Origin of the sequence: Bosea sp. ANAM02 (assembly GCF_011764485.1) — a bacterium.
Classification (GTDB): domain Bacteria; phylum Pseudomonadota; class Alphaproteobacteria; order Rhizobiales; family Beijerinckiaceae; genus Allobosea.
Map to the genome: position 1 here is coordinate 2,475,011 of NZ_AP022848.1, position 23,186 is coordinate 2,498,196.

Genomic DNA, 23,186 nt, shown 5'->3' on the forward strand with positions numbered 1-23,186 from the left:
GGGCCTGGGTCAAGACGTGGATGCTCGCCACAAGGGCGAGCATGACGCCGTGCTGCGCCTCACTTCGTCTTGTTGAACAGCTCCCGGCCGATCAGCATGCGCCTGATCTCGCTGGTGCCGGCGCCGATCTCGTAGAGCTTGGCGTCGCGCAGCAGGCGGCCTGTCGGGTAATCATTGATATAGCCGTTGCCACCGAGGAGCTGGATCGCGTCGAGCGCGACCTGCGTCGCCTTCTCGGCCGCGATCAGGATCGCGCCGGCCGCGTCCTCGCGGGTGGTCTCGCCGCGGTCGCAGGCCTTGGCGACGGCATAGACATAGGCCCGGCAGGAATTCATCGCGACATACATGTCGGCGACCTTGCCCTGGACGAGCTGGAACTCGCCGATCGACTGGCCGAACTGCTTGCGCTCGTGGACATAGGGCATGACCACGTCGAGCGCCGCCTGCATGATGCCGAGGGGGCCGGCCGCCAGCACGACGCGCTCGTAGTCGAGGCCGGACATCAGCACGTTGACGCCGCGCCCGACCTGGCCCAGCACGTTCTCCTCCGGGACCTCGCAATCCTGGAAGACGAGTTCGCAGGTGTCGGAACCGCGCATGCCGAGCTTGTCGAGCTTCTGATGGGTCGAGAAACCCTTCATGCCCTTCTCGATCAGGAAGGCTGTGATGCCGCGCGGGCCGGCCTCCGGGTCGGTCTTGGCGTAGACCACCAGCGTCTCGGCGATCGGGCCGTTGGTGATCCACATCTTGTTGCCGTTGAGGACGTAGCGGTCGCCCTTCCTGTCGGCGCGGGTGCGCATCGAGACGACGTCGGAGCCCGAGCCCGGTTCCGACATGGCCAGCGCGCCGACATGCTCGCCGGAGATCAGGCCCGGCAGGTATTTGCGCTTCTGCGCCTCGTTGCCGTTGCGGCGGATCTGGTTGACGCAGAGATTCGAGTGGGCGCCGTAGGACAGGCCGACCGAGGCCGACGCGCGCGAGACCTCCTCGACCGCGATGCAATGCTCGAGATAGCCGAGGCCGGTGCCGCCATATTCCTCCTCGACCGTCATGCCGTGCAGGCCGAGCGCACCCATCTCCGGCCAGAGATCGCGCGGGAACTGGTTGGTCCTGTCGATCTCCTCGGCGCGTGGGGCGATCTTCTCCTGCGCGAAGGCGTGGACGGTGTCGCGGATCGCGTCGGCGGTCTCGCCGAGGTCGAAATTGAACGGGCGCGGCGCGTTGGCGAGCATGGCGGATCCTCCCGGAACATCGTTGGGGAGCGGGGCTCCCTTGACCTTCGCTTATAGCGGTCCGCGCCGAGAGCGTCAGTGCGCAGTGACGCCCGGCGCATCTTGGCGTCGATGCGTCTCAGTTTCCGATCACGCCCCGGCGCCGGAGCAGGACGAGGGTCAGCAGCGCGGCGACGAGGCAGGTCAGCGCCACGAAGACCGCGCCGGCATCCGATTCGACCCAGGGCAGGCCCTTCACATTGATGCCGAACAGGCCGGTGATGAAGGTCGCGGGTAGGAAGAGCGCCGTCAGCAGCGAGAGCACGTAAAGCTGCCGATTGGTGCGGCTGGCGGAACGGGCGGCGATCTCGTCCTGCAGCAATCTGGCCCGATCCTGCACCGACTGGACATCGTGATGCAGGCCGTCGACGCGCTGGAGCAGCCGTGTCGCCGCTGCCTTCACGGCATCGGGCGCGCTGCGGCCCGATTGCGTCTCCGCGAAGCGCCGGAACAGGACATGCAGGCCGCTGAGCTGGCGATGCAGCCGCACCGCCGTGCGCCGGACCGATCCGACGCGCTGCGGGCCGTCATGCAGGCGGTCGAGCAGGATATGGTCCTCGACACTGTCGGTCTCGTCGACCAGACGCACCACCGCATCGGTGACGTCGTCGATGATGTATTCGATGATCTGCTCGAAGAGCCCGGCCGGGCTGGCGGCCGGCTCGCCGCGGTCGAGCGCTTCCGCGGTCATGCGGATCGAATGCAGCGCCTCGCGTCGCCCGGTCAGCAGGAACTGCTCGCCGATGATCCAGCGCAGCGCGCCGACATCCTCGGACTTGTCCGCGATGTCGCGGATCAGGTCGTGCGAGACGCCCCAGGCAAGATTGGCGGAATGGTCGAGCCGCTGATGCGGCTCATGCGAGAGGAAGGCTTCCTGCGTCGCGTCCGGCAGGTCCTGCCCGGCGATCCAGCTCTGGGCCCGCGTGTGGACGAGGTCGAGATGAAGCCAGATGAAACCCTCGGCCGGCGCGAGGTCCGGCATCTCGTCGCGCGGGATACGGGTGGGCTTTCCGTCCGCGTCGAAGCGATAGGCCCAGATGATGCCGGATTGGGACTGGAGATCGCTGAGCATGCCGGATGTCCGCTGTCGCCACGGACATCTCCGGCGGCGCGGGGCCTAAGGGCGCCGTCGATATGACAGGGGCGTGACAGCCGGCAAAGCTATGTCAGTCCCGCCCGATCGAGCCGGTCACGTCGGCGCGACGGTTATCGGCCGTGCGTGCGTTCGGGATGCGACCCGGAGGCGCGAATTTGAGCCTGGCGCCGCCGGCCGCCCTGGGGGCGCGCAGGCCGGCAGGCGTGGCCGGCGGCGTGCGCATCGCCACCTTCGGCTCTCCGCCATGCCATTTGCGCGAGCCGATGTCGAAGCGTCCGTGGCGCCAGGCGTCGAACTCGCGCTCGCTGCCGAAGAAGGCGTTGCGGTCGACATCCCCGGTGATGCCCGGCACGCGGCCGGTCGTGGTGAACTGCCAGAACTCCCAGCGGTCGCGCTCGTAGCGCTTCGCCAGCGGAGCCGCCGTCGAGCGCAGCCAGAAGGGATGGTCGTTGAGCTCGCCCTCCAGCACATCCTCGTGGAAATTGATGTCGGTATAGATGATCGGCTTCTTGCCGGTATGTTCGCGCAGGCCCTTCAGCATCTCGTTGATCTTGGCGAGCGCCAGCTCCTTCGAGATCCTGCGGGTGCATTGCGAGCCGTTCTGCCATTCGACATCGAGCACCGGCGGCAAGGCGTCGGGATCGCGCGGGATATGCTTCTTGAACCAGCGGACCTGCTCCTTGGCCGAACGGCACCACCAGACGAAGTGATAGGCGCCGCGGGCGACGCCATGCTTCTTCGCCTCGGCCCAGTTGCGCCTGAAATTCGGATCGAGATGGTCGCCGCCCTCGGTCGCCTTGATGAAGGCGAAGCGCGTGCCGGCATCCTTGACGCGAGCCCAGTCGATCTCGCCCTGCCAGCGGGAGACGTCGATGCCCTGGATCGCCTTGCGCCGCGCATCGCGGACGCCGTGATGGGGGGCGCTGTCGCCCTTCTTCGGATAAAGCGCCTGCGCCGGCTCGACGAGACCTATCATCAGGGTCGCGAAGGCGAGGGCGTTCAGCCCGATCCGTCCGCTGGTCAGCTTGCGCGCCGGCATGTGTTTCTCCCGCATCAGAGGTCCAGATGCGGGGAGCGTGGTTAAGCGCCGGTTAGAATTGCAGCGCAGTCGAGGAATGAATTTCAGCCTTGGTTAACCGGCCGGATTCAGGCCCTCGCTCAATCGAGGACGACGGGCTCGACCTGATTGTCCATGGCCCGCATGGTCGAGGCGACGGCCGGCACGCTGCCGGGGATGCGCGCCATCGGCACGTCGCTTGGCTCCTGCGGCTCGGGGGCAGACGGCGCAGGGGGCATGGCGGGCGCAGGCAGCGGCGCCTGCTGGATCGGGGCAGGCTGTGCCGGTGCCTCCTGCCGGTTCCAGCGCCGCGTGCCGATATCGTATTCGCCGCGCAGCCAGCCGGCGAACTGGCTTTCGCTGCCGAAGAAGGCATTGCGGTCGACATCGCCCTTGATGCCGGGTACCCGCCCGGTGGTGGTGAACTGCCAGAAAGCCCAGGGGCGGTTGCTGTAGCGCGCCTCCGGCAGCGCTGCGGTCGAGCGGATCCAGTACGGGTAATCGTTGAACTGCCCCTCCAATACCTCGCGGTGGAAGGTGATGTCGGTATAGATCACCGGCTTCTTGCCGGTGAGCTGCTCGAGCTCGGTCAGCATGAGCGCGATCTTCTCGCGGGCAAGCTGGGCGTCGATCTTGCGCGAGCAGGTCCGCGAATGGCCGTTCCATTCGACGTCGAGCACGGGCGGCAGTGCGTCGGGATCGTTCGGGATCTGCTGCTTGAACCAGACCGCCTGCTCATGGGCCGGGCGGCACCAGAAGACGAAATGGTAGGCGCCGCGCGGGACGCCGGCGCGGCGTGCGCCCTCCCAGTTGCGGCGGAAGTTCGGATCGACATGGTCGCCGCCTTCGGTCGCCTTCATGTAGACGAAGCGGGTGCCGGCCGCCTTGACGGCGCTCCAGTCGATCTCGCCCTGCCAGCGCGAGATGTCGATGCCGTGGACCGGGTATTTGTGGGCCGCCGCGACGCCCGGATGCGGGCGGGCATCGCCCTTCGACGGATAGCTGTCGAGCGCCACGCAGCCGCCGAGCGCCACGAAAGCAGCGATGGCCAGAAGGGGGAGAGCACGGAAACGGGGCATGCGGCGAGCGTTCATGTCGAGCAGAATTGCCGGGAATGCTTGATGGCCGGTTTACGTTACCAAAGTTCTGCCGCCTGTCAGCCCGATCGGTGGCGGCGCGGAATCGGCTAGCGTCATTCTCGGGCGGAGCGCAGCGTAGACCCGAGAATCTTCGGCAAGGTAAGCTCAGGAGCCTCTTCCGGCATGAGATGCTCGGGGCAAGCCCGAGCATGACGGCGTGACGAAGTCCGGAAACGCGAAAGGCGACCCGCTGGGTCGCCTTTCGCTGGATTTTCATCCGAATTTGGTGCGGTCGAGAGGACTCGAACCTCCACGGGTCTCCCCGCTACCACCTCAAGGTAGTGCGTCTACCAATTCCGCCACGACCGCAGCTCTGTTCCGGTTGCGGGCGGTGCAACCAGGGAGCGGCGCCGATCTAGCAAATCGAATCCGCCGCCACAAGAGCGTCATCAAGGAAAAACGCAGAAGCGCGATTTTTCCCCAGATCGGCCGGTTCAGGCGGCTTCGGCGACGGTCTGCAGGGTGTAGATCGTCGGGCGCTTCAGCATCTGGGTGATCTCGACCGAGATGCGTGCGCCGCTGACCACGACGATTCCCTTGGCGAAGGGGTGGTTGTTGGCGAGAATCTGGACCTCGTCGGTCTCGCTGGTGTTGAGTTCGATGATCGCGCCGCGGCCCAGGCGCAGCAGCTTGTAGATCGGCATCTCGGTCTGGCCGAGCACCACCGTGAGTTCCACCGGGACGAGATCGAGATCGGCCTTCAAGTTCTGTCTCCGGAACCCTACTTCAGAATTGGACCAGCGAAACTTGCCTGCCTGCCGGTTTTGGGCGCAAGAGGCGTTGCGAGGGCCGTGCCGGATGTTGTCGCCAGCCCGGAAACTTTGGACGGAACATGGTTAAGCCATGGTGAAGATGCGTGAGGAACTGGCTGTCTCCTTCCTGCCGGAAGGGACGTCCGAGCCGGTCGAATGGGTCGTGAGCGAAGGGCTCGTCGGTTATGACGAGGCCGTCGCCGAGATGGAGGCCCGTGCCGGGCTGATCGCCGACGGGGTGGCGTGCGAGCGCGTCTGGCTGGTCGAGCATCCGCCGCTCTATACCGCCGGCACCTCGGCCCGCGACGAGGACCTGATCGCTCCCGAGCGATTCCCGGTGTTCCGCTCCGGGCGGGGTGGGCAGTTCACCTATCACGGCCCGGGCCAGCGCGTGGCCTATGTCATGATCGACCTGAAGCGGCGCCAGCCGGATCTGCGCCGCTTCGTCGCCGCGCTGGAAGGCTGGCTGATCGGCGCGCTCGACGATTTCAACGTGCGCGGCGAGCGACGGGAGGACCGTGTCGGCGTCTGGGTGCGCCGGCCCACCAAGGGTGCCGACACCGAGGACAAGATCGCCGCGATCGGCATCCGCGTCCGGCGCTGGGTCTCGTTCCACGGCATCTCGCTGAATGTCGAGCCGGACCTGACGCATTTCGACGGGATCGTGCCCTGCGGCGTCAGCCAACACGGGGTTACCTCGCTGGTCGATCTCGGCCTGCCGGTGACGATGCCGGAGGTCGATTCGGTGTTGCGCGAGGCGTTCGAGCGCGTGTTCGGCCCGACCGTCCAAGCCTGATTTACCGGCCGTTAGCCATGGCGCCGCCATTTTTGCCCTTGGGGTTGGGCTGAAGATGGGGATGACCATGCGAAGCGTTTTTCTGGCGGGCGGCCTCGCCCTGCTGCTGGCGGCCTGCAACACGACCGACCAGCGTATCGCCGGCGCTGCGGCCGGCGCGGGAGCCGGCGCCCTTGTCGGCGGGCCGATCGGGGCCATCGCCGGCGGCGCGATCGGCGCAGTCGCGGCGCCGTCGGTCACCGGCTCGATCAACAAGATGCAGGAATGAGCCGCTCCAGCGGCGCGGATTCGCACGGCCGCGTCCGTGCGTCCGCGCCGGTTGGCGTTTTCGACGCGGCGCGCCATAAACTCGGCAGCGATTGTTACCGAGGAGCGCGCCCGTGCCTGTCATCGAGAGCAAGGTCGATCTGAATTCGGCCGAGACGCGCGCCAATGCCGAAGCCTGGGCCGGATTGCGCGACGAACTCCAGCAGCATCGCGCCACCGCCGCGCTCGGCGGCAATGCCAAGTCCCGCGAGCGCCACACGGCGCGCGGCAAGCTTCTGCCCCGCGAGCGCGTGCTGCGCCTGACCGATCCGGGCTCCGCCTTCCTCGAGATCGGCTCGCTCGCCGCCTTCGGCATGTATGAAGGCGATGTCCATGCCGCCGGCATGATCGCCGGCATCGGCCGCGTCGCCGGTCGCGAATGCATGATCGTTTGCAACGATGCGACGATCAAAGGCGGCACCTATTATCCGATGACGGTGAAGAAGCATCTGCGGGCGCAGGAGATCGCGCGCGAGAACCGCTTGCCCTGCATCTACCTCGTCGATTCCGGCGGTGCGAACCTGCCGCACCAGACCGAGGTCTTCCCCGATCGCGAGCATTTCGGCCGCATCTTCTACAACCAGGCGACGCTCTCGGCCGAGGGCATTCCGCAGGTCGCGGTGGTGATGGGCTCCTGCACCGCCGGCGGCGCCTATGTCCCGGCGATGTCGGACGAGACGGTGATCGTCCGGAAGCAGGGCACGATCTTCCTAGGCGGCCCGCCGCTGGTGAAGGCCGCGACCGGCGAGGTCGTCTCGGCCGAGGACCTGGGCGGCGCCGATGTCCATGCGCGTCTCTCGGGCGTCGCGGATCATTATGCCGGCGACGATACCCATGCGCTCGCCATCGCCCGGCGGATCGCCGGCAACCTCAACAGCGTCAAGCGCCCGGATATCGACATCGCCGAGCCGGTCGAGCCGCTCTATGACCCGGCCGAGCTGGAGGCGGTCGTGCCGACCGACCTCAAGAAGCAGTACGACATCCGCGAGGTGATCGCGCGCCTCGTCGACGGCTCGGAGTTCGACGAGTTCAAGAAGCTCTACGGCACGACGCTGGTCACGGGGTTCGCCCGTATCCACGGCATCCCGGTCGGCATCATCGCCAATAACGGCATCCTATTCTCGGAGAGCGCGCTGAAGGGCGCGCATTTCATCGAATTGTGTTGCCAGCGGCGGATTCCGCTGCTCTTCCTGCAGAACATCACCGGCTTCATGGTCGGCCGCGATGTCGAGACGCGCGGCATCGCCAAGGACGGCGCGAAGCTCGTCACGGCGGTGGCCTCGGCGCGGGTGCCGAAGATCACGGTGCTGGTCGGCGGCTCGTTCGGCGCCGGCAATTACGGCATGTGCGGGCGAGCCTATTCGCCGCGCTTCCTGTTCACCTGGCCGAATTCGCGGATCTCGGTGATGGGTGGAGAGCAGGCGGCCAGCGTGCTGGCGACGGTGCGCCGCGACAATATCGAGGCCGAGGGCAAAAGCTGGCCGGCAGCCGACGAGGAAGCCTTCAAGGCGCCGATCCGCAACCGTTATGAAGAAGAAGGTTCGCCCTACTTTGCGACGGCGCGGCTCTGGGATGACGGCATCATCCTGCCCTCGGAAACGCGCCGCGTGCTGGCGCTGGCCTTCTCCGCGACGCTCAATGCCGAGGTGCCGGAGACGAAGTTCGGCGTGTTCCGGATGTGAGAGCATCCGCGTGTCATTCTCGGGCGACCGCAGGGCGACCCGAGAATCTCAGGGCGAGAGGGCTCTGGTTTCCGAGATGCTCGGGTCAAGCCCGAGCATGATGGCGAACGGGCGCCTCACCCCAGCGAGAACGCCTCGTGCACCGCGCTCTGCACGCCCCCGCCCATGACCGGACCGCCGCCCGCGACATGGACCGCGTCGCCGACGAGGGCTGCACCCAGCCCGTGGCGTGGCGTCAGCATCGGCGCGTATTGCTCCCAGCCGTCGGTGGCGGGGTCATAGGCCTCCATCTGGCCGAAGACGCGGTTGGTGCCTTCGCCGCCCATGACGAAGACCTTGCCGCGATAGAGCACCGCGCCATGGCCGGAGCGGCCGGTCGGCGCCGGGGTTCGCATTGTCCATTTATCCGCAGCCGGATCGTAGGAATGGTGCAGGTTCGAGTTGGTGTGGAAGGAATCGACGCGCCCGCCGATGACATGGATCAGGCTGCCGATGGCGAGCGTTCCGGTGTGGTCGCGGGCGGTCGGTAGCGGTCTGCGCTCGCTCCAGCGGTCGGCCTTGGGATCGTAGACCAGATGCCAGTCGATCGAGCGCTTGGTCTCGGTGGTCTCGCCGACGGCGCCGCCGATGACATGCAGCACGCCGCCGAGGCCGACCACGGCGGTCGAGCCGGCAGCGCGGGGCAGGGCGGCGATCTCGGTCCAGCGATCGGCCCTGGGATCATAGGTGAAGCAGCGCGGATGCGGCTTGCGGTTCTGTTCGAGGAAGCCGCCGATGGCGAAAAGCCTGCCGTCGAGAAAGGCGACGCCGACATGGTTGGCGCCCTGGGGCAGCGGCGCACCATCGTTCCATGTGTCGGCCTTGCCGTCATAGACATGGTGGTAGGCCCGGTCGGTGCGTTGCTCGCCATAGCCGCCGACGACATGCATCCGGTCCTCGAAGGACGTCGCCCAGGCCATTTCCGAGCGCGGCAACGGCAGCGGCGCCTTGGCGCTCCAGCGGCCGGGGGAAGCTGCTTTCGGGGCCGGCGAATCGAAGACGTTCTGCGTCGCGGCGAGCGGCGGTCTCTCGATCCGGCCCGGCTGGTTCAGGCGCTCGTATTGCGGGCCGTGATGTTCGTGGCCCTGCTGCTGGGCAAGCGCCGGGCTTGCGAGTGCGGCTGCGCCGGCCGCAAGCAGATGGCGGCGGTTCAGGCTGGTCATCGCGACGTCCTCCCTACTACAAGGATAAGGCAGGTCCGGCGGGCGGCAAGCGCATGGGGTGCCCGCTGCCTGATGGTTCCCCTCGGCGGTTTCGCCCGTTATGGTCGGGCGCTATCTCAAACGATTTAGGTCTAGGGAAATACGGGGAAACGCATGGCGGGACATAACAAGGTCGCGATCATCACCGGCGCCGGCTCGGGCGTGGGGCGCTCGGTCGCCATCGCCTTCCTGAAGGACGGCTATCGCACCGTACTGGCCGGCCGCCGCGCGGATGCGCTCGAGGAGACGATCCAGCTCTCCGGCGTCGAGAAGGACCGGGCGCTGGCGGTGCCGACCGACGTCACCGACAAGGCCTCGGTCGAGAACCTGTTCGCCAGGACGAAAGACGCCTTCGGCCGGGTCGACGTTCTCTTCAACAATGCCGGCGTCAATGCGCCGGGCGGCATCCTGCTGGAGGATCTCTCGCTGGAGGATTGGCAGAAGGTGGTCGACACCAACCTGACCGGACCGTTCCTCTGCACGCAGGCCGCCTTCAAGGCGATGAAGGAGCAGCAGCCGCAGGGCGGGCGCATCATCAATAACGGCTCGATCTCGGCCCATGCGCCGCGGCCGAATTCCGTCGCCTATACCGCGACCAAGCATGCGATCTCGGGTCTGACCAAGACGGCCGCGCTCGACGGGCGCAAATACGACATCGCCGTCGGCCAGGTCGATATCGGCAATGCGCTGACCGAGATGGCGCGCAGGATGACGACCGGCGTGCCGCAGGCGGACGGCTCGATCAAGGTCGAGCCGGTGATGGATGTGGAGAACGTCGCGACGACCGTGCTCCATATGGCCGGCCTGCCGCCCGAGGCCAATGTGCTCTTCGTCACGGTTATGGCGACCAAGGCTCCGTTCGTCGGTCGTGGCTAGAGCATCGGCCCGAAAAGTGGAACGCGGTTTTCGGGAAAAGCCGATGCAAGATCAAAGAGCTAGAGTATCGGACTGAATACGATATTCAGTCCGATACTCTAAGCAAAAGCCGGCGTCCCCGTCGCGGGACGCCGGCGCAGATCCGTTACTTCGTGCCCCAGATGTCGCGGTCGATCTTGCCGCTCAGCTCCGGGTACTGGCCGGCGTCGAAACGCGGCACGCCGGATCTGCGCTGAGCGAGATAGTCCGCCGTCAGCTTCGTCACCGTTCCGGAAAGCAGCACGATCGCGATCAGGTTGATCGTCGCCATCAGGCCCATCACCGCATCGGCCGCGTCGAACACGGTGGCGACGCTTTCATAGGCACCCCAGATCACCATCACCAGCGCGCCGAGCCTGAGGATGGCGAGGCCGGTCGTGCCGTTGGCGCCGAGATAGGTCATCGCGTTCTCGGCATAGGCGTAGTTGCCGATGATCGAGGTGAAGGCGAAGAAGAAGATCGCGATGGCGATGAAATAGCGGCCGGCTTCGCCGATATGCGCGCTCATCGCCTCCTGGGTGAGCGGGGTGCCGGTGACGCCGGAGCCCGGAACGAGCTTCTGCGAGAGCAGGATCATCACCGCCGTCGCGGTGCAGATCAGGATCGTGTCGATGAAGACGCCCAATGCCTGCACGAAGCCCTGGGATGACGGGTGATGCGGGTTCGGCGTGGCGACGGCGGCGATGTTGGGTGCAGAGCCCATGCCGGCCTCGTTGGAGAACAGGCCGCGCTTGACGCCGTTGAGCATCGCCGCGGCGATGCCCCCGCCCGCAGCCTCCAGGCCGAAGGCGCTCTTGACGATCAGCGCGATCATCGCGGGCACTTCCGTCAGATGCGTCACCAGCACGTAGATCGAGACGAGCAGATAGGCGGCGGCCATGAACGGGACGACATATTCGGCGACGCGCGCGATCGTGCTGATGCCGCCGAAGATCACGATCCCCGAGATGACCGCGAGCGCGATGCCGACATAGAGCTTGTTGAAGCCGAATGCCCCCTGCATCGCGTCGGCGATCGAGTTCGCCTGCACGGCATTGAAGACGAGGCCGAAGACCAGGATCAGGCAGAGCGAGAACAGCACCGCCGCCCAGGGCGCGTTCAAGCCCCTGGCGATGTAGAAGGCCGGGCCGCCGCGGTATTGCCCGTTCTCGTCGCGGGTCTTGTAGAGCTGGGCGAGCGTGCTTTCCGAATAGGCTGTCGCCATGCCGACAAGCGCCACCATCCACATCCAGAAGATCGCGCCGGGGCCTCCGAGATACAGCGCGACCGCGACGCCCGCGAGATTGCCGGTGCCGACGCGCGACGCCAGGCTGGTGCAGAGCGCCTGGAACGGGGTGATGCCGCTCTTGTCCTCGATGGGCGCGTTCAGCACGGAGCGAAAGAGCTCGGGGAAATGCAGGATCTGCAGGAATTTCAGGCGCAGCGTGAAGAAGATGCCGACGGCCAGCAGCCCGTAGATCAGCACATAGCCCCAGAAGACGGTGTTGAGGAAACCAATGATCGTGGTCATGCCAATTCTTCCTCCTCCAATAAAAGCGCTGAAATTCTGCTTTCGATCTCCTGATGGTCCTGCCGCCCTCGCGGAAAGCCGGTTCCGCCGTGCTCATGTTCCGGCCGTGTCGTTTCCCCAGCTAATCATGTCGAATCCCCGCTGGGAAGCAGGCTTGCAGTTTGGTGCGATCGCGCCAGACTGGCGGGCGTGAAGCAGGGCGCCCCGTGACGAGCAGCGAGAGTTCAGGGACGGTCACGGGCGAGCCCGGCCCGTTCGCGCCGGTGGATCGGCAGGTGGCCCGCGCCTATACGCTGACCATCTGGGGCATCGCGCTCGGTATCCTGATCCAGGCGGTGGCGACCGTCGCCTGGGCGCTCGCCATCGGCAATGCGCAGCTCTTCAAGGACGGCGTCGACTGGGTCTACGACGTCGCGCTCTACGGGATCGCGGCGATCGTCTTCGGCCGCGACGCGCGGATCGAGCGGCTCGCGGCCCTGGTAATCGGCGCGGTGATGGCGGTCGCCGGATTGCACACCCTCTACGATCTCTGGGACAAGATCGTCCGGCCACGGCCGATCGAGGTCTGGACGCTCGGCTTTGCCGCGGCGAGCGCCATCGTCATCGCCTTCCTCGTCGTCGCCGCGCTCTGGCGTTTCCGGCGCGAGCAGAACCCGGTGATCAAGGCGACCTGGCTGTCGAGCCGCAACGACACAATCTCGACCACCGGCTTTGCGCTGGTCGGGCTCGCCGCCCGCGTCGCGCCGGTGCGCTGGCCCGAATACCTGTTCGATCTCGTCGTCGCCGGCATCTGCTTCCAGGCGACCTGGGCGATCTGGCGCTCGCTGCGGCGGAGCGTGGAAACGGAAGCATCCCAAACCGGTTTGCGCAACAAGGCGCAGACAGACGCCGCAGGCGGGCTATAAAGGCGGCACGTCTCCTGAGGATGCCGCCGCCATGACGATCGCCGCCAAGCTGCCCTCCATCCTGATCGCCAATCGCGGCGAGATCGCCTGCCGGGTGATCCGCACCGCCAGGCGGCTGGGCCTGCGCACCATCGCCGTCCATTCGGATGCCGATGCCGAGGCGCTGTTCGTGCAGATGGCGGACGAGGCCTATCATATCGGCCCGGCCCCGGCCCGCGAGAGCTATCTCGACGCCGACAAGATCCTCGCCGTCGCAAAGCAGGCCGGCGCCGCCTGCATTCATCCGGGCTATGGCTTCCTCTCCGAGAACGCCGAGTTCGCCGATGCCTGCGCGGAGGCCGGCATCGTCTTCGTCGGCCCGCCGGCCTCGGCCATTCGCGCGATGGGCCTGAAGGACGCCGCCAAGGCGCTGGTCGAGAAGGCCGATGTTCCGGTCGTGCCGGGCTATCACGGCTCCGAGCAGGGCGCCGATTTTCTGCGCTCGGAAGCGCGACGTATCGGCTACCCCGTGCTGATCAAGGCGGTCGCCGGCGGCGGCGGCAAGGGCATGAAGAAAGTCGACCGGCCTGAGGATTTCGACGATGCGCTCACCAGCGCCCAGCGCGAGGCCCAGAACGCCTTCGGTGACGCGCGCGTGCTGGTCGAGAAATACGTGCTTTCGCCGCGCCATGTCGAAATCCAGGTCTTCGGCGACAGCCACGGCAATGTCGTCCATCTCTACGAGCGCGACTGCTCCTTGCAGCGCCGCCACCAGAAGGTGATCGAGGAGGCGCCGGCGCCGGGCATGAGCGACGAGGTCCGCGCCGCGATGGGCAAGGCCGCGACCGAGGCTGCCAGGGCGGTGGGCTATGTCGGGGCAGGCACGGTCGAGTTTATCGCCGACGGGCGCGACGGGCTGAAGGCCGACGGTTTCTGGTTCATGGAGATGAACACGCGTCTTCAGGTCGAGCATCCGGTGACGGAGGCGATCACCGGGCTCGATCTCGTCGAGCTGCAGTTGAGAGTTGCGGCCGGCGAGCCGCTCGGCTTTACGCAGGCCGATGTGACGGCGACGGGTCATGCCGTCGAGGCGCGGCTTTATGCCGAGGACCCCGAGAAGGGCTTCCTGCCTTCGACCGGGAAGCTCTGGGCGCTGCAATTCCCGGAAGGAGAGAGCATCCGCATCGATACCGGCGTCGAGGCCGGCGATACCGTGACGCCGTTCTACGACCCGATGATCGCCAAGGTGATCGCGCATGGTCCTACGAGAGATGTAGCGCTCGACCGGCTCGGCGCAGCTTTGGGCGAGACGGTGGTGGCCGGGCCGCGCACCAATCTCGCCTTCCTGAAGAAGCTGACCGAGGCGGAAGGCTTCCGGAAGGGGCCGTTTGATACCGGCTTCATCGACCGCAATATCAGCGCGCTCGGCGCCGAGCCGCAGCCGCTCGATGCAGCCGCGGTGGCGGCGGCAGCGCTGCAACTGGAGGAAGAGCGGCAGGCGGCGGGCATGATCGCGGCGGCCGGCCGGGCCGAGGGCGAATCCCGCTCGCCCTGGCTCGATCCCGACGCCTTCTCGCTGATGCCGCGCCAGCCGCTGGGCCTGCCGCTGACGGTCGATGGCGAGCGCATCGAGGCGCGGATCGAGTGGCATGGCGAGGATGCGCGCGTCAGCCTGCCCGGCCACGAGATCGGCGAGGGCGAGCATGAGATCGCGCTGGCCGAGGGCGAGGGCGGCACCTGGTTCGCGCTGCATCACGGCCGGCAGACGGCGGTCTCGCTGTTCGATCCGTTCGGCGTCGATCTCGACGCGGCGGCGGGGTCCGGCGGCGTGGTCAAGGCGCCGATGCACGGCAAGCTCGTCGCGGTCTTCGTGGCGCCCGGCGAGGCCGTGACCAAGGGCCAGCGCCTCGCCATCGTCGAGGCGATGAAGATGGAGCACGTCCTGACCGCTCCGCGCGACGGCACGGTCAGCGAAGTCGCGGGCGAGCCGGGCGCGCAGGTGGCCGAGGGCGCGAAGGTGGTCGTGCTGAAGGAATAACGGAGTCGGCGGAATCGCTTGCGGGCGATTGCTGTGACCTTGATTCAAGGCCGCGGGCTTCGGTTGGAAATGGGCGCCGTCATTCCGGGGCCGCCGAAGGCCCGAGCTCGGAATTCAGAACCAGTACGTTTCGCATATCGTGTGACGGCGAGGCTACCGCGCTCTTTTCGGAAACGACATCGGGCTGGCTTCCGGGCTCATTGCTACGCGATGCTCCGGAATGACGGTGTGATTCCAGGGACGGGGCTCCCGCTCATCCGCGGCCGATTACCGGGAACTGCTCGGCCTCGTAGATCTGGCCGGAGACCGGGGCGCTGTCCTCCGAGAGCCAGAAGGCCGTGTGGGCGGCGATCTCCTCGGGCTGCATGATCCGGCCGGTCGGCGCGTCGCGCAGGGGGAGATGGTTCTGCCAGCCGGGCTTGCGGCCCTCGCGCTGCTGGGTCGCGTCCTCGTTGGCGGTCCATGTCCAGCCGACATTGAGCTGGTTGGCGCGGATGCGCTCGGGGCCGAGCGTGTTGGCGAGATTGCGCGTCATCGTCATCAGCGCGCCCTTCGACATCGAATAGACCGTGAGGTTCGAGAGGCCGCAATACGCATTGATCGAGCCGACGGTGACGATGGCGCCGGGCGATTTCTGCGCGCGGAAGGCGCGGATCGCGGCCTCGGCGCAGAGCAGGGGCGCGCGGGTGTTGATTGCGAATATATGGTCGAAAAAGGCGGCGGTGGTCTCGGTCAGGATGCCGCGCGGATAGATGCCGGCATTGTTGACGAGCCCGTCGATGCGGCCGAAGGCGGCGAGCGTGGCGTCGACGAGGGCCTGCGCGGTCGCGGGCTCGGCGAGATCGCCGGTCGTACCTGCCGTTGCGGTGCCGAGCTTCGCGACGGCCGCATCGACTTCCGCCGCGTCGCGGCCATGGATCAGCACCTTGGCTCCCTCGTCGACGAGGCGCTCGGCCATCGCAAAGCCGATGCCGGTCGAGGAGCCGGTGACGAGAATGACCTTGCCTGCTAGTCCGCGCATGGGAAGCGTCCCTGTCTGGTTCGGGAGGTCGGAATGGTCGTGAAGCGAATCGTCGCCAACATCGCAACCGCGGAACCCAAGCTGGCGCAAGCCTTCTATGGCGATCTCTTCGGCCTCACCCTCGTCATGGATCATGGCTGGATTCAGACCTATGCGGCCGAAGCGGTAACGGCCGCGCCGCAACTGAGCTTCGCCAGCGAGGGCGGCTCCGGCGCGCCGATGCCCGATCTCTCGATCGAGGTCGACGATCTCGACGCCGTGCTCGATCGGGCGCGTGCCGCCGATCATGCGATCGTGTACGGCCCGGTCGACGAGCCCTGGGGCGTCCGGCGCTTCTTCCTGCGCGATCCGTTTGGCCGGCTGGTCAATGTGCTGGCGCATCACAGCTGACAGCCGGGCTGTGGAGAAGCGTGGCGGAGACTGGTCTGGCGGCTGGCGCAGGCCTATTTTGCGGGCATGCCCCTTCACCTGCTCAAGCTCTGCGTCGGCGCGGAATCGATCAGCGATCTCGAGGACTGGATAGCCGAGCGCCAGGCTCAGCGGCGCGCCCGCGGCGAGCCGGCCGAGCAGTTGCACACCACGCGCATGGTGCCGAAGAAGATCGAGGAGATCCTCGATGGCGGCTCGCTCTACTGGGTGATCAAGGGCCAGATCTCGGCGCGCCAGCGCCTGATCGATATCCGCCCCTTCACCGATGGCGAGGGCATCGGCCGCTGCCATCTGGTGATGGAGCCGATCGTGGTGCCGGTCGAGCCGCGCCCGTTCCGCCCCTTCCAGGGCTGGCGTTACCTGCAGGTCAAGGACGCGCCGCGCGACCTCTCCGAGCATGGCGGCGAGATCGGCGAGATGCCGGAGGAGCTGCGGCGTGAGCTGGCGGGGCTGGGGCTGCTTTAGCTGAGCGGCGTCACGCTCGGGCTTGACCCGGGTATCTCGGAAACCAACGGCTTCTCGTCATGACAATCTCGAGTCTTCGCTTCGCTGCGCCGGAGAATGACGCGTTCACACCGGGATATTGTCGAGCAACCGCGTGCTGCCGATGCGGGCGGCGAGGATCAGCCGGATCGGCCCGTCCGCCAGCGAGGCGATCGGCGCCAGGGTCTCGGCATGGCGCGCTTCGAGATAGTCGAGCTCGAAGCCGGCGCCGATGATTTCGTTCTGGGCATCGGCCATCGCCTTGAACAGGTCGTCGCGGTTGCGGATGCGCGCGGCGAGATCCTGCATCGCGCGCTGGAGCAGCGGCGCAAGCGCCCGATGCTCGGCCGAGAGGTACCGGTTGCGCGAGGACATCGCGAGGCCGTCCGCCTCGCGGATCGTCGCCAGCGGAACGATCGTGATGCCGAGATCGAGGTCGGCGGCCATGCGGGTCACGACCTTGAGCTGCTGGTAGTCCTTCTCGCCGAAGATCGCAAAATCTGCGCGCGACTGCGTGAAGAGCTTGCAGCAGATGGTCGCGACGCCTTCGAAATGCGTCGGGCGGAAGCGGTCCTCCAGCCCGACGGCGGCCGGGCCGAGCAGCAATACGCGGGTGGCGAAGCCGGCCGGGTACATCTCCGCGACCGAGGGGAAGAACACCGCATCGGCTCCGGCCGCGACCAGCTTGGCGCAATCGTCGTCGAAGGTGCGCGGGTATTTCTTGAAATCCTCATGCGGCGCGAACTGCGTCGGGTTGACGAAGATCGTGATGATGACGCGCCTCGCATGGCGCTGGCCTTCACTGACGAGCGCGATATGGCCCTCGTGCAGCGCGCCCATGGTCGGAACCAGTGCGACCTTGTCGCCAGCGGCGTGCCAGCCGGCTACGGCCTCGCGCATTGCGGCGACCGTCTCGAAAACCGTGATTCCCGCCATCGCTTTGCCTTTCCCACCCGCGCCGATTTCCTCGGCCCTCATCCCGCGTGTCCGGTTGGAACCTCCAGCCCTCATCCTGAGGAGCGCTCGCAGAGCGCGTCTCGAAGGATGCGCCAGATGGTTCGGGAGCCTCCTGGAGCATCCTTCGAGACGCCGCTTCGCGGCTCCTCAGGATGAGGGCTCGGAGAATTTCCAGCCGGCCACGCGGGGCGAGGGCCGGGGAGAACACGCCGTCTCCGCCCGGCGCACGGGTAGCAAATGCCGCCGCCATGGCCAATATCAGGGCAAAGGATGATTCAGGCGGATCGAAGGGACCGATGAGCGAGAGGAAGGACCGGGCCGTCGGCAAGGCAGGTGCGACCGCGCCGGCGACGCAGTCGCAGCCGGGCGAGATCGACCGCTTTCTCGGTGCGGCGAAGCAGCTCGCGCCCCTGGCGACAGGGCAGGCGGGGCGACTGGTCTTCGCGCTCGACGCCACGATGAGCCGCCAGCCGACATGGGACCTCGCCTGTTCGCTGCAGGCCCGGATGTTCGACGTCACATCGCAAAGCGGCGGGCTGGCGGTGCAGCTCGTCTACTTCAGAGGGATCGGTGAGTGCCGCGCTTCCGGCTGGGTCGGCGAGCCGGCGCGCCTGACCGGGCTGATGCGCAAGATCGCCTGCGAGGGCGGGCAGACCCAGATCGCGCGCGTGCTGCGCCATGTCCGCGACGAGGCGAAGACGGTGCCGGTGCGGGCCTTCGTCTATGTCGGCGATGCGATGGAGGAGGATGTCGATGCGCTCGCGGCGCTCGCCGGCGAGCTCGGCCTGCGCGGCATCCGCGGCTTCGTCTTCCAGGAGGGGCATGATCCGGCGGCGAGCGGCGCTTTCGCCACGATCGCGCGATTGACCGGCGGTGCCCATGCCCGTTTCGACGTGAATGCGCCGGCCTCCCTGCTCGATCTCCTTCGCGGGGCTGCCGCCTATGCGGCCGGCGGGCGCGAGGCGATGCTCAGGCTGGCGGGCTCGATCCCTGCGGTGAAGGGGCTGATCGCTTCGATGGATGGAGGCCGCCGGTGAGTCTGCTTTACGGCGTTGCCGTGCTCATCCTGGTCTGGTGGCTGGCGAAGCTCTTCGCCGGAGCCAACCCCAAAGTGCTGGCACGCCTGGCCAAGACCGGTGGCGGTGTCGCGGCGCTCGGCATCGCCGGGCTCCTGATGGTGCGCGGCCGGATGGATATGGCGATTTTCCTCGGCGGCGTCGGCGCCTGGCTGCTCGGCTGGAGCGCGACCGGGCCGGGCGGTATCCGCTTTCCCTGGGCCGACCGCTCCGGCCCGACGCCGGGCGCGACTTCCAAGGTCAAGTCGGCCCTGCTGGAGATGGAGCTGGACCACGATAGCGGCGCGATGGCAGGCCACGTCACGGCCGGTCCCCATGCGGGGCGGGCGCTCGACAGCCTCGACATGGCGGAGCTTGCCGTGCTGATGCGCGACTGCCTCACGCGCGATCCGGACGGAGCCCGGCTGCTAGAGGCATATCTCGACCGCCGGTCGCCCGGCTGGCGTGAAGACGCTCAGCGTGATGGCGACGCGGGGCAGCGCGGCGCGCCGGGCGCGGGCGCGATGACGCAGCAGGAGGCCTACGATATCCTGGGGCTTCAGCCGGGGGCGGGCGAGGAGGCGGTCCGCGAAGCCCACCGGGCCCTGATGAAGCGCATCCACCCGGATGCCGGGGGCACCAGCGGCCTTGCCGCTCGCGTCAACCAGGCCAAGGACGTCCTTCTGAAGCAGCGCTAGCGAAGGGCTCGGGGAGTGGGTCTGCGACATGTCGTGAACTCCTTTCCCTGGTCCGAGGCTCAGCCGCGGGTGGCGAAGCAGGCGAAGCCGCCGCGCTTCAACTGGTTGCAGGCATTCTGCGCATCCTTGGAGTCGTCGAAACCGGCGAAACGGGCGCGGAAGAGGGTGGAACCGCCCTTGGCGACCTTCTCGGTGAAGGGCGAGGCACTGGCGAGCGAGGATGAGGCCTTGGCCTTGGCGCGGGCCAGGATTTCCTTGGCCTTGCCTTCGTCATCGGTGGCGCCGAGCTGGATCACCCATTTGCCGGACGCGACGATCGCGGCCTGATGCGACATGGCGGGAGCGGGCTCCTGCGCCTGAACCTTGGCGGGAGCGGGCTCGACCTTGCGGGCAACCGGGGCGGCCGGAATCTCGGCCTTCGCCTCGGCCACCTTCACCGGCTCGGCGACGGGCTCGGGCGCCTTGGCGATCGATGAGGTGACGTCGACATTCGCCGGAGGGCGCAGGACCTTGGCATCGGCCGGCTGGGCACCGATCGACCAGCGCATGGCCGAGGGCGTCGTCGTGGCGGCGACCGGGCGCATGCCGGAGATCTGCAGCGGCTGGCCGCCGGCGACAGCGACCGGGCGCGGCGGCGCGATCGGCGTGGTGGTCGGCATCGGAGCATAGGCGCGGGCGGCGGCCGGAAGAGGCTGCTCCTCGACCTGCTGGCGCGGGCGCGGCACCGGGATCGGCGCGGGCTCGGCGGCGGCCTGCTGAACCGGCAGCGAGCGCGGCCGCTCCTCCGGCTCCGGAGCCTCGGCGACCATCACCGAGGCGCGGCCGCTGGTCGAGGCGCGCGGCAGGCTGGCCAGCACGAGATCGGTCATGATCTTGTCGCGCGAGGCGCCGGAACGGCCGCCGAGCACGATCGAGACGACATGCCGGCCTTCCGATCTGGCGGAGGTCATCAGGTTGAAGCCGGAGGCGCGGGTGTAGCCGGTCTTGATGCCGTCGACGCCCTCGACCTTGCCGAGCAGGCGGTTATGGCCGCGGATCGTGCGGCTGCCGTACTGGAAGGCGCGCATCGAGAAGAGCGGATAGTATTTCGGGAAACGCTCCTGGATCGCGCGGGCGAGGATGGTGAGGTCGCGCGCCGTCGTGATGTTCGGCGGGGAATGGGGCAGGCCGTGCGGGTTGTAGAAGCGGGTCGAGCTCATGCCGAGCGCGCGCGCCTTGCGCGTCATCTGCTCGGCGAAAGCGTCCTCGGAGCCGGCGATGTTCTCGGCGACCACGACGGAGGAATCGTTGGCCGAGAGCGTGATCATGCTCTTGATCGCGTCCTCTACGGCGATGGTCGAGCCGGCGCGCAGGCCGAGCTTGGTTGGCGGTTGCGAGGCCGCGTAGGACGAGACCTTGAGCTCGGTATCCATGGTGAAGCGGCCGCGCTCCATCTGCTCGAACAGCATGTAGAGCGTCATGACCTTGGTCAGCGAGGCCGGTATGCGCGCGGCATCCTCGTTGACCGCATGCAAGGTGCGGCCGGTCCTGGCATCGACCACCATCGCGGCATAGGGAGGGGTATAGCCCCCGCCCGCGTGATGCCGGCGCTTGCGCGCCTCGGCGGGGGAGGAGGCGACCGTGGCCGCAACGGCGACGACACCGATCAGACCGGCAACGGCCCGCAGACGCGACCGCCGCAACCCAACGCAACCAGACAACATGAACCCGCCTCGAACTCTCTCACCTGGGCCGATCCCGCACCTGGCTCATCGTGGCGCAGGGGACACAGTGAGGGAGGTTAGGCGGATGCGGTTACGGAGCCGTTAAAACTTGAACGGTTGCCAATGGAACGATCTGCGTTTGGTGCAATGCAGCGTCCTCTTGACATTCATGTTGCAATGCACAATATGCAGGCAGTCCCCGGTGGTGATCTCGATTCACACGACCTTGGGGCGGCATTCCGGCCAGCCAGGCCCATCAAATCCCATGAGGCACTGCGGTGCCAGGAGACGACCCATGATGCAGCAGTTCGAGACCATGCAGAAGGCTTCCAAAGAGAACGTCGACGCCGCCCTGAAGGCTTTCGGCACCACCTCGAAGGGCGTGCAGGCGATCGCCGTCGAGACCACCGACTATGCCAAGAAGTCCTTCGAAGCCGGCACCGCCACGCTCGAGAAGCTCGCTGGCGTGAAGACCTTCGACAAGGCCCTGGAGATCCAGGCCGATTTCATCAAGACCTCGTTCGAGGGCGCCGTCGCCCAGCTCACCAAGATGGGCGAGCTTTACACCGCTCTCGCCAAGGACGCCTACAAGCCGTTCGAAGGCATCGTTGCCAAGGCCGTCCCGACCGCCCCGAAGGCGTGATCCCGGCAGGCGGCCGACAGGCCGCCTAAGCCAGGTGAGTTCAGTTGCGTTTGCGAACCCCGGCCGTGAGGCCGGGGTTTTTCATTGGGTGGGCGTCGCATCATTCGGCGCGGATCGGGAGCCGCCTGGCCTGAAAGCCGGTCTTGGACTGTTCGAAACCGGCAGCTTCGTAGAAGGCGAGCGTCGACGGCTTCTTCGAGCCCGTCATCAGCATCGCCTTGTAGCATGCGGCCGCCCAGGCGCGGTCGAGCGCAGCCTTCAGGATCGCTTTCCCCAGCCCGCGATTGCGATGGCCGGAATCGGTGACGACGTTCTCGATCAGCGCATAGGGTGTGCCGCCCCGCGTCAGGTTCGGGATGACGACCAATGTGCAGCTTGCGACCAGATCGGTGCCGAGGAGGCCGATCAGGACGGCGCTGCCTTCGAACCGCCGCAGGCTTTCCAGAATCGCCGCGGCCCTGTCATCCGGGCAGCGCTCATCCTCCGGGAGGAGATGGCGATAGAGGTTCTGAAGCGCGGGCAGGTCGGCCTGCTCTGCTCCGCGAATGACGAGCGCGGTCATGCCGGCAGGGATAGAGCATCGGCCCGAAAAGTGAAACGCGGCTTTCGGACGAAGCCGACGCAAAATCGAAGGTCTGGAGCATCGGGCTGAATGCGGTATTCAGTCCGATGCTCCAGACCATCCCGCCGCTCATGAAAAACCCCGGCCGAGGGCCGGGGTTTGGATCAGACCGCACGGCTGGCGCGTGGCTCAGGCCGGCAGGACGACGACCTTCGTCTTGACCGGCGTCTGGTCGTAGAGATCGATCATGTCCTGGCTGAGCAGGCCGACGCAGCCGCTGGTGATGCCGGAGCCGATCGATTCCTCGTCGCTCGAGGCATAGATCGTGTAGAGCGTGTACTTGCCGTTCTGGTAGAGATGCAGCGTGCGGGCGCCGAGCGGATTGTCGAGCCCACCGGGCATGCCGCGGGCATATTTCGCCGCTTCGGGCTGGCGCTTGATCATTTCCGGCGGCGGGGTCCAGGTCGCCCATTCGGACTTGCGTCCGACATAGGCGTCGCCGCTCCAGCGGAAGCCGTCGCGACCGACATTGGCGCCGTAGCGGGTGGCGTTGCCGTCGCCCTCGATGCGATAGACATAGTAGTTGGCGGGATCGACGATGATCGTGCCGGGCTCTTCCTTGCTCTCGTAGCGGACGGTGCGGCGCCAGTATTTCCGGTCGACCTTGGTGACGTCCGCTGCGGGAATCGCGAATTTCTTGTCCGGCACCGGCCCGTACATCTGCTGGGCCTCGGCGAGGCTCATGCCGTCGCCGGCGCAGCCGCCGAGCCCGAGCGCGCCGAGGCCGACGGCCGAGCCGACCAGAAACGAACGGCGGTCGACAAGGCCGGGCCGGCGTTCCAGCGAAGCCTTCGCGCCGGCGCCGCCATTCCTAGCATCGATGATCATGATCGGGGATGTCCCATGTGCTACTGCCGGGGGGGAACCGTGCCGGCCTACAATCGTGGA

The 23,186-nt window shown here is 67.2% G+C and carries 22 protein-coding genes, 1 tRNA gene and 1 pseudogene; 11 read left to right on the forward strand and 13 right to left on the reverse strand.

The window, feature by feature from the left end; all coding sequences use genetic code 11:
- Window positions 1-59 precede the first annotated feature (59 nt).
- The 6 genes and pseudogenes from OCUBac02_RS11985 to OCUBac02_RS12010 form a co-directional block, all read right to left on the reverse strand.
- Window positions 60-1,232, reverse strand: a complete 1,173-nt coding sequence (locus tag OCUBac02_RS11985; RefSeq protein ID WP_173045835.1) for an isovaleryl-CoA dehydrogenase — start codon at window positions 1,230-1,232, stop codon at window positions 60-62.
- 118 nt (window positions 1,233-1,350) lie between these two features.
- Window positions 1,351-2,343, reverse strand: coding sequence for a CorA family divalent cation transporter (locus OCUBac02_RS11990; protein ID WP_173045837.1), 993 nt, complete (start codon window positions 2,341-2,343; stop codon window positions 1,351-1,353).
- 94 nt (window positions 2,344-2,437) lie between these two features.
- Window positions 2,438-3,406: a glycoside hydrolase family 25 protein gene (locus OCUBac02_RS11995; protein WP_244639170.1), complete on the reverse strand. Its 969-nt coding sequence runs from the start codon at window positions 3,404-3,406 to the stop codon at window positions 2,438-2,440.
- A gap of 338 nt (window positions 3,407-3,744) precedes the next feature.
- Window positions 3,745-4,518: pseudogene (locus OCUBac02_RS12000) on the reverse strand (glycoside hydrolase family 25 protein); the annotation flags it as partial.
- A 269-nt stretch (window positions 4,519-4,787) separates the two neighbouring features.
- A tRNA-Leu gene (locus OCUBac02_RS12005) sits at window positions 4,788-4,872 on the reverse strand.
- 125 nt (window positions 4,873-4,997) lie between these two features.
- Window positions 4,998-5,267: a FliM/FliN family flagellar motor switch protein gene (locus OCUBac02_RS12010; RefSeq protein ID WP_047582254.1), complete on the reverse strand. Its 270-nt coding sequence runs from the start codon at window positions 5,265-5,267 to the stop codon at window positions 4,998-5,000.
- A gap of 139 nt (window positions 5,268-5,406) precedes the next feature.
- Between OCUBac02_RS12010 and lipB the strand changes: the two genes are divergently transcribed.
- From lipB to OCUBac02_RS12025, 3 genes are all read left to right on the forward strand, one after another.
- On the forward strand, window positions 5,407-6,111 hold the full coding sequence (gene lipB / locus OCUBac02_RS12015; protein ID WP_173045843.1) for a lipoyl(octanoyl) transferase LipB: 705 nt from the start codon (window positions 5,407-5,409) through the stop codon (window positions 6,109-6,111).
- A 67-nt stretch (window positions 6,112-6,178) separates the two neighbouring features.
- Window positions 6,179-6,379 carry a hypothetical protein gene (locus tag OCUBac02_RS12020; RefSeq protein WP_173045844.1) on the forward strand — a complete coding sequence of 67 codons (201 nt, stop codon included), beginning with the start codon at window positions 6,179-6,181 and terminating at the stop codon, window positions 6,377-6,379.
- A gap of 112 nt (window positions 6,380-6,491) precedes the next feature.
- On the forward strand, window positions 6,492-8,099 hold the full coding sequence (locus OCUBac02_RS12025; protein ID WP_173045846.1) for a carboxyl transferase domain-containing protein: 1,608 nt from the start codon (window positions 6,492-6,494) through the stop codon (window positions 8,097-8,099).
- Window positions 8,100-8,215: 116 nt separating this feature from the next.
- Here OCUBac02_RS12025 and OCUBac02_RS12030 read toward each other — a convergent pair whose 3' ends face one another.
- Window positions 8,216-9,301, reverse strand: a complete 1,086-nt coding sequence (locus tag OCUBac02_RS12030) for a Kelch repeat-containing protein (RefSeq protein WP_244638888.1) — start codon at window positions 9,299-9,301, stop codon at window positions 8,216-8,218.
- Window positions 9,302-9,454: 153 nt separating this feature from the next.
- Between OCUBac02_RS12030 and OCUBac02_RS12035 the strand changes: the two genes are divergently transcribed.
- The gene (locus OCUBac02_RS12035) at window positions 9,455-10,216 is read left to right on the forward strand and encodes an SDR family oxidoreductase (protein ID WP_173045848.1); all 762 of its coding nucleotides are present in this window, start codon (window positions 9,455-9,457) and stop codon (window positions 10,214-10,216) included.
- Window positions 10,217-10,361: 145 nt separating this feature from the next.
- Here OCUBac02_RS12035 and OCUBac02_RS12040 read toward each other — a convergent pair whose 3' ends face one another.
- Window positions 10,362-11,765, reverse strand: coding sequence for an alanine/glycine:cation symporter family protein (locus OCUBac02_RS12040; protein WP_173045850.1), 1,404 nt, complete (start codon window positions 11,763-11,765; stop codon window positions 10,362-10,364).
- Window positions 11,766-11,971: 206 nt separating this feature from the next.
- On the opposite strand from OCUBac02_RS12040, the gene OCUBac02_RS12045 reads away from it, so the two are divergent.
- Window positions 11,972-12,670 (forward strand): cation efflux transmembrane domain-containing protein, encoded by a 699-nt coding sequence (locus OCUBac02_RS12045; protein ID WP_244638891.1) that lies wholly within the window; start codon window positions 11,972-11,974, stop codon window positions 12,668-12,670.
- Between the two features lie 31 nt (window positions 12,671-12,701).
- Window positions 12,702-14,687 (forward strand): acetyl-CoA carboxylase biotin carboxylase subunit, encoded by a 1,986-nt coding sequence (locus OCUBac02_RS12050; RefSeq protein WP_173045852.1) that lies wholly within the window; start codon window positions 12,702-12,704, stop codon window positions 14,685-14,687.
- 253 nt (window positions 14,688-14,940) lie between these two features.
- Here the strand turns inward: OCUBac02_RS12050 and OCUBac02_RS12055 are convergent, their stop codons facing one another.
- Window positions 14,941-15,708: an SDR family oxidoreductase gene (locus OCUBac02_RS12055; RefSeq protein ID WP_173045854.1), complete on the reverse strand. Its 768-nt coding sequence runs from the start codon at window positions 15,706-15,708 to the stop codon at window positions 14,941-14,943.
- 33 nt (window positions 15,709-15,741) lie between these two features.
- Between OCUBac02_RS12055 and OCUBac02_RS12060 the strand changes: the two genes are divergently transcribed.
- Together OCUBac02_RS12060 and OCUBac02_RS12065 are read left to right on the forward strand one after the other, a co-directional pair.
- Entirely contained in the window at window positions 15,742-16,098 is a 357-nt protein-coding gene (locus tag OCUBac02_RS12060) for a VOC family protein (protein WP_173045856.1), read from the forward strand.
- Window positions 16,099-16,164: 66 nt separating this feature from the next.
- A complete protein-coding gene (locus OCUBac02_RS12065; RefSeq protein WP_173045858.1) occupies window positions 16,165-16,602 on the forward strand; it encodes a DUF1489 family protein in 438 nt (145 codons plus the stop codon).
- Between the two features lie 105 nt (window positions 16,603-16,707).
- Here OCUBac02_RS12065 and panC read toward each other — a convergent pair whose 3' ends face one another.
- Window positions 16,708-17,556, reverse strand: coding sequence for a pantoate--beta-alanine ligase (panC, locus tag OCUBac02_RS12070; protein WP_173045860.1), 849 nt, complete (start codon window positions 17,554-17,556; stop codon window positions 16,708-16,710).
- 317 nt (window positions 17,557-17,873) lie between these two features.
- On the opposite strand from panC, the gene OCUBac02_RS12075 reads away from it, so the two are divergent.
- Window positions 17,874-18,614, forward strand: coding sequence for a VWA domain-containing protein (locus OCUBac02_RS12075; RefSeq protein WP_173045862.1), 741 nt, complete (start codon window positions 17,874-17,876; stop codon window positions 18,612-18,614).
- Entirely contained in the window at window positions 18,611-19,330 is a 720-nt protein-coding gene (locus OCUBac02_RS12080) for a DnaJ domain-containing protein (RefSeq protein WP_173045864.1), read from the forward strand. Before OCUBac02_RS12075 ends, OCUBac02_RS12080 begins: the two co-directional genes overlap by 4 nt.
- Before the next feature lie 59 nt (window positions 19,331-19,389).
- Here the strand turns inward: OCUBac02_RS12080 and OCUBac02_RS12085 are convergent, their stop codons facing one another.
- Window positions 19,390-21,033, reverse strand: a complete 1,644-nt coding sequence (locus OCUBac02_RS12085) for a D-alanyl-D-alanine carboxypeptidase (protein ID WP_173045866.1) — start codon at window positions 21,031-21,033, stop codon at window positions 19,390-19,392.
- A gap of 295 nt (window positions 21,034-21,328) precedes the next feature.
- On the opposite strand from OCUBac02_RS12085, the gene OCUBac02_RS12090 reads away from it, so the two are divergent.
- Entirely contained in the window at window positions 21,329-21,676 is a 348-nt protein-coding gene (locus tag OCUBac02_RS12090) for a phasin family protein (protein ID WP_047580864.1), read from the forward strand.
- A 100-nt stretch (window positions 21,677-21,776) separates the two neighbouring features.
- Here OCUBac02_RS12090 and OCUBac02_RS12095 read toward each other — a convergent pair whose 3' ends face one another.
- A complete protein-coding gene (locus tag OCUBac02_RS12095; protein WP_173045868.1) occupies window positions 21,777-22,238 on the reverse strand; it encodes a GNAT family N-acetyltransferase in 462 nt (153 codons plus the stop codon).
- A gap of 189 nt (window positions 22,239-22,427) precedes the next feature.
- Complete coding sequence (locus tag OCUBac02_RS12100; protein WP_173045870.1) at window positions 22,428-23,126, reverse strand: L,D-transpeptidase; 699 nt, start codon at window positions 23,124-23,126, stop codon at window positions 22,428-22,430.
- Window positions 23,127-23,186: the final 60 nt, after the last annotated feature.

Coding starts and splice junctions, on each gene's coding strand:
- OCUBac02_RS12095 (WP_173045868.1), bottom strand. CDS start 22,238: ATGACCGCGCTCGTCATTCGCGGAGCAGAGCAGGCCGACCTGCCCGCG.
- OCUBac02_RS12060 (WP_173045856.1), top strand. CDS start 15,742: ATGGTCGTGAAGCGAATCGTCGCCAACATCGCAACCGCGGAACCCAAG.
- OCUBac02_RS12090 (WP_047580864.1), top strand. CDS start 21,329: ATGATGCAGCAGTTCGAGACCATGCAGAAGGCTTCCAAAGAGAACGTC.
- OCUBac02_RS12020 (WP_173045844.1), top strand. CDS start 6,179: ATGCGAAGCGTTTTTCTGGCGGGCGGCCTCGCCCTGCTGCTGGCGGCC.
- OCUBac02_RS12065 (WP_173045858.1), top strand. CDS start 16,165: ATGCCCCTTCACCTGCTCAAGCTCTGCGTCGGCGCGGAATCGATCAGC.
- OCUBac02_RS12035 (WP_173045848.1), top strand. CDS start 9,455: ATGGCGGGACATAACAAGGTCGCGATCATCACCGGCGCCGGCTCGGGC.
- lipB (WP_173045843.1), top strand. CDS start 5,407: ATGGTGAAGATGCGTGAGGAACTGGCTGTCTCCTTCCTGCCGGAAGGG.
- OCUBac02_RS12040 (WP_173045850.1), bottom strand. CDS start 11,765: ATGACCACGATCATTGGTTTCCTCAACACCGTCTTCTGGGGCTATGTG.
- OCUBac02_RS11990 (WP_173045837.1), bottom strand. CDS start 2,343: ATGCTCAGCGATCTCCAGTCCCAATCCGGCATCATCTGGGCCTATCGC.
- OCUBac02_RS11985 (WP_173045835.1), bottom strand. CDS start 1,232: ATGCTCGCCAACGCGCCGCGCCCGTTCAATTTCGACCTCGGCGAGACC.
- OCUBac02_RS12075 (WP_173045862.1), top strand. CDS start 17,874: ATGAGCGAGAGGAAGGACCGGGCCGTCGGCAAGGCAGGTGCGACCGCG.
- OCUBac02_RS12030 (WP_244638888.1), bottom strand. CDS start 9,301: ATGACCAGCCTGAACCGCCGCCATCTGCTTGCGGCCGGCGCAGCCGCA.
- OCUBac02_RS11995 (WP_244639170.1), bottom strand. CDS start 3,406: ATGCCGGCGCGCAAGCTGACCAGCGGACGGATCGGGCTGAACGCCCTC.
- OCUBac02_RS12050 (WP_173045852.1), top strand. CDS start 12,702: ATGACGATCGCCGCCAAGCTGCCCTCCATCCTGATCGCCAATCGCGGC.
- OCUBac02_RS12085 (WP_173045866.1), bottom strand. CDS start 21,033: ATGTTGTCTGGTTGCGTTGGGTTGCGGCGGTCGCGTCTGCGGGCCGTT.
- OCUBac02_RS12055 (WP_173045854.1), bottom strand. CDS start 15,708: ATGCGCGGACTAGCAGGCAAGGTCATTCTCGTCACCGGCTCCTCGACC.
- OCUBac02_RS12100 (WP_173045870.1), bottom strand. CDS start 23,126: ATGATCATCGATGCTAGGAATGGCGGCGCCGGCGCGAAGGCTTCGCTG.
- panC (WP_173045860.1), bottom strand. CDS start 17,556: ATGGCGGGAATCACGGTTTTCGAGACGGTCGCCGCAATGCGCGAGGCC.